This is a genomic window from Acidimicrobiia bacterium, assembly GCA_016650365.1.
In the GTDB taxonomy this organism is placed as follows: domain Bacteria; phylum Actinomycetota; class Acidimicrobiia; order Spongiisociales; family JAENVV01; genus JAENVV01.
The window spans coordinates 1-4,161 of record JAENVV010000010.1 but is presented as its reverse complement, the minus strand read 5'-3'; the positions used below and the strand labels follow the sequence as shown (position 1 = coordinate 4,161).

Sequence of the window (4,161 nt, the reverse complement as noted above, 5' to 3'; positions counted from 1 at the left end):
CTTCATCCTGGCTCACATCGTTTCTCCACACCCGCCGTACACATTGTCAGCCGACTGTCTGGTCGACGCACCTTTCGGCGCCCCAGAGGCCGGACCAATCGGCGTTGGTGGTGACGGTGCGGAATTCCAGGGGCGGATCGGATACACTCGCCAGGTCGCCTGCGTCAACACCCATTTGGAGGCACTTGTTCATATCTTGGAGGCGACCGACATGACGGTCCTCGTCACCGGGGACCATGGCAGTGAGATCCGGGGTCAGGTCGCTCGACATCCAGATACCTGGTCAGCGGAAGATCTGACCGAGCGATTTGGGATCTTTGTCGCTGTCCGCACGCCTGATGGATGTCATGTATCCGAGGACACCTTGTTGAATGTGGCAAGAGAGGTTGTCGGCTGTGCTTTGGGTGCCGAACTTCCGGTTCTGGAGGACCGCTACTACGCGTCGATTCCTGATGGAGCCGGATTGGTGGAGGTCACCGAAAAGCTTGACGCAGCGAAACCGTGAGCTTTGATGGGTTTCTCGGGGCTGTTTCATGTTGGGGCGATTTTTTGCACGGCGAGGGAAGGGAAGTCCGTCACCAGTTCACGTGGAATGCGACCGATCTGCAGATACCTCAACAGATTTGGTATTGACGATGGGTGGCGCTGTGGCATACTTCATCCCGTACTTATCAAGAGCGGTGGAGGGACAGGCCCTTTGAGACCGCGGCAACCAGTTCGGCTGGTGCCAATGCCTGATCGATGAGAAGAGGTTGCACGAAGATGACCACTAGCCCAACCACCCCCATCGTCCTTCTGGGTTTGTGTATGCCGTGCTCTCAGGTGGTCCGTCCTTCGTGATGCGTGCCGCCACCTGAGAGTGAAACTCACCGGCACCCATCCACATCGACCTCTCAACAAGGAATCTGACTCATGAGCGAATATCGCTTCGAAACCCTCCAAATTCACGCCGGCCAGGACCCCACCCCGGGCACCAACGCCCGGGCGGTACCCATCTACCAGACCACTTCGTATACCTTTGACGACTCCGATCATGCCGCCCGCCTATTCGGGCTCCAAGAATTCGGCAACATCTACACCCGGATCATGAACCCCACCACGGACGTGTTTGAGAAACGGATTGCCGCTCTTGAAGGGGGAGTCGCGGCGGTGGCCACCTCTTCGGGTCAAGCAGCACAGCTACTGGCGATCACGATGCTCGCCCAGGCCGGAGATGAGATTGTGTCGTCCAGTTATCTCTACGGAGGCACCTATAACCAGTTCAAGGTGGCCCTGCCCCGACTCGGAATCAATGTAAAATTCGTCGAAGGTGTCAATCCGGCCGATTTCGAAGCGGCGATCACGGACAAAACCAAAGCCCTATACGTCGAGTCGATCGCCAATCCTGAGTACATCGTTCCTGACTTCGAGGCCCTCGCAGAGGTGGCTCATCGCAACGGGATCCCACTCATCGTCGACAACACGTTTGGATGCGCCGGCTTCATAGCCAAGCCGATCGCCCACGGGGCCGACATCGTGGTTGCCTCTGCCACCAAGTGGATCGGTGGCCACGGGACGTCCATCGGAGGCGTAGTGGTCGACTCTGGCAACTTTGACTGGCGGACCGAGAAGTTTCCGCTCTTCACCGAGCCATCACCTGGCTACCACGGCCTCGTGTTCGCGGACGTTTTTGGCCCCGACGGGCCGTTTGGCAACATTGCGTTTGCCATTCGGGCCAGGGTGGAGGGGCTTCGCGACTTTGGAGCCGCCCAGTCGCCGTTCAACTCCTTTTTGTTGATTCAGGGTCTCGAAACGTTGTCGTTGCGAGTTCAGCGCCACGCCGACAACGCCCTGGCGCTGGCGGAGTGGCTCGATGCTCGCGACGATGTTGAGTGGGTCAACTATCCAGGCCTGCCGAATCATCGCTCGCATGGGACCGCCAAGCGGTATCTCACCAACGGATATGGCGCCGTCCTGAGCTTTGGGGTAACCGGTGGATATGAGGCCGCCAAGTCCTTCATCGACAACGTGAAGCTGGCAAGTCATCTCGCCAACGTCGGCGATGCCAAGACCCTCGTGATCCATCCTGCCTCCACGACCCATCAGCAGCTCTCAGACGTCGAACAGGCAGCGGCCGGTGTGCGTACGGACCTTGTCCGGGTCTCGGTCGGTATCGAGCACATCGACGACATCAAGGAGGACATTGCCCAGGCATTGGCGGCTGCCAGACAGCCTGTCATCGTGTGAGGCCATCCCTTCGGGCGGGAGGTCAGGTTGACCTCCCGCCTAGGCTCTGATCTCTCATGACTGATCCAGATACGCTCCCCAGCGTCACCGAGTTCTATGACTTGCCGGCAGATCTGTTGCCATACAAGTTGCAGAACGGCGAGACGCTGTCACAAATCCGACTTGCGTATCAAACGTACGGGCAACTGAACTCCGACAATTCGAATGTCATCCTTTTGTTCCATGCCCTTACCGGTAGCCAGAATCCGGCCGGTATCAATTCGTCGGTCCCCGGCGTCGATTTGTGGAGCGAAGAGTGTCAGGTGGGGTGGTGGCCTGGCTGGATAGGTCCTGGTCGGACCATTGACACAGATCGTTTCTTTGTGATCTGCGTCAACTATCTCGGGGGCTGTTACGGCTCCACAGGCCCGACATCGATCAACCCTGAGACGGGCGTTCAGTTTGGTGGCTCGTTTCCGGAAGTGACCTTTTCGGACATCGTCGACACGCAAATGATATTGCTCGACCACCTCGGGATCAGGAAGCTTCACACGGCGATTGGCCCATCGGTTGGTGGCATGATGTGCGTGAGCCTGGCTACCCGGTATCCAGATCGCGTCGAACGGGTGGTGCCCGTTGCGTCCGGCCTGTACACTTCGTCGTTGCAGTTCATCTATAACTTCGAGCAGACCAACGCCATCCTGAACGACCCGAACTTCAACGGCGGCGACTATTACGACGGCCCCCGCCCTGATCAGGGCCTGGCTCTGGCCAGAATGATCGGGCACAAAACCTTTGTGTCACTCGACGCAATGAAATTTCGAGCGCGGGGCGAAGTGACCGACGGGATTGGTCCGGCCGGGTATCAGATGAGATCACCGCTTGAGTCGTACATGTGGCACCAGGGTCAGAAGTTTCTTCAACGATTCGATGCCAACACCTACGTCAGGCTGATGACAGCATGGCAGCACTTCGACCTGCTCGAAGAAGCCGGTGCCACGGACATGACGGAGCTGCTTAAACGGTCGCGACCCCACCGGTACTTGTTATTCACGATCGATTCGGATGTCTGCTATTACCCCGAGGAACAGGCAGTCATGCTTGACGCGCTGCGGACGGCTGGTGTGGCGGCTCGCCGGGTCATCGTCGCATCGGAGAAGGGCCACGACTCGTTCTTGCTCGAACCCGAGTTGTATGCCGACGTTCTTAACGACTTCCTTTCCTAGCGATCCGGGCGGAGGCCAGAGCCACCGCCCGAATCTCGCTGGTTACTGGCTCGGGTCGAGTTCGGCCGCGCTGCTCCCGAAGTAGTGATGCACCGGTAGGAACTCACCCGTCGCACTGACAGCGGGGGTGTCGACTTCGTATTCGGGCATCCACCATGCGGGTGTGTCGGGATCGAGATTGGCGTCCAATCCCGCGTAACGCTCGATTACGGTGAGCGCGCTACCTGCCTTGGCGAGCACGGCCGCGTTCGCCGGCGTATCGATTTCGTACTCTGGCAGTATCTCCTGCACTGTGGCCGGTTCGTTCAACACCGGCGCCGGCTCGTTAGCGTTGACGAACACCAGAACCAACGTCGCGATCACGACGGCTGCGACGATCAGTGCCCAGAATCCTTGCTTGGCCCAGAATGGCTGTGGAGCCACGATATTGGGTACGCGCTCCAAGACATCAGGCAGATTGTTCAGGACGACCATGCCATGTCTCCTTCCGCAGGCTGAGGAGATCAAAGGCCCTTTCAAGAAGCCCGGATTTCCCCAGCGTCCTCTTGACCTTTAATGGTCTCGATTAACAAGCCCGCCCGATAGTGACGATCGACCCTTATGGGACGGTGCGCAGGCTCGGCGCAACGTCAGATTCGTACTCGGCGTGCCGGTTCGTCTCCGACTTGGAGAACACCAGACGGCCATCGACGACAATTTCAAATACGCCGCCCCGCGAGGGGATCAGGTG

Annotated in this window: 5 protein-coding genes and 1 riboswitch; of the genes, 3 read left to right on the top strand and 2 right to left on the bottom strand. The window is 58.7% G+C overall.

Annotated features, from left to right (window positions below; all coding sequences use genetic code 11):
• The 3 genes from JJE47_00800 to JJE47_00790 all read left to right on the top strand — a co-directional run.
• Positions 1 to 505 (top strand): hypothetical protein (locus tag JJE47_00800; GenBank protein ID MBK5265949.1); only part of this gene is annotated, 505 nt, incomplete at its 5' end.
• 160 nt (positions 506 to 665) lie between these two features.
• Positions 666 to 748, top strand: a riboswitch (SAM riboswitch).
• Positions 749 to 912: 164 nt separating this feature from the next.
• A complete protein-coding gene (locus JJE47_00795; GenBank protein MBK5265948.1) occupies positions 913 to 2,226 on the top strand; it encodes an O-acetylhomoserine aminocarboxypropyltransferase/cysteine synthase in 1,314 nt (437 codons plus the stop codon).
• A gap of 56 nt (positions 2,227 to 2,282) precedes the next feature.
• Complete coding sequence (locus JJE47_00790; protein ID MBK5265947.1) at positions 2,283 to 3,431, top strand: homoserine O-acetyltransferase; 1,149 nt, start codon at positions 2,283 to 2,285, stop codon at positions 3,429 to 3,431.
• A gap of 42 nt (positions 3,432 to 3,473) precedes the next feature.
• On the opposite strand, the gene JJE47_00785 is transcribed toward JJE47_00790, so the two are convergent.
• Positions 3,474 to 3,905 (bottom strand): hypothetical protein, encoded by a 432-nt coding sequence (locus JJE47_00785; GenBank protein MBK5265946.1) that lies wholly within the window; start codon positions 3,903 to 3,905, stop codon positions 3,474 to 3,476.
• A 124-nt stretch (positions 3,906 to 4,029) separates the two neighbouring features.
• Positions 4,030 to 4,161, bottom strand: a 132-nt coding sequence (locus JJE47_00780) for an Rdx family protein (GenBank protein ID MBK5265945.1), incomplete at its 5' end; no start/stop codon positions are given.